The 243-nt window shown below is 56.4% G+C and carries 1 pseudogene; it reads right to left on the bottom strand.

Annotation, left to right across the window (positions count from 1 at the left end):
* Positions 1–243 (bottom strand): annotated as a pseudogene (locus tag QN347_RS20735) (MFS transporter); the annotation flags it as partial.

The following is a 243-nucleotide window of genomic DNA, read 5'->3' as shown; positions in this document are numbered from 1 at the left end:
CCCATCATTACTCCTTGATATTTGGTCGGTGCCAAGCGCCCTATCATGGCATAGCCGACTGGTGAAATCAGCAACTCACCAAGGCTTTGCAAGATATAACTGATGAACAGCCACTTGAATGCCACCATGCCATCGGCCGGGGCCAGCCAGATTCCCAGCGGCAGCACTAAAAAGCCGCCGCCAATGAGCAGCAGCGCCAGCGCAAATTGTAGCGGCACATCGAGCTTCCAAGCGCGTGCGCGC

The organism is Sphingomonas sp. 10B4, from assembly GCF_035019905.1.
Lineage (GTDB): Bacteria > Pseudomonadota > Alphaproteobacteria > Sphingomonadales > Sphingomonadaceae > Sphingomonas > Sphingomonas glacialis.
Note: the sequence above shows the minus strand (reverse complement) of the source record. Positions and strands in the feature narration are given on the sequence as shown.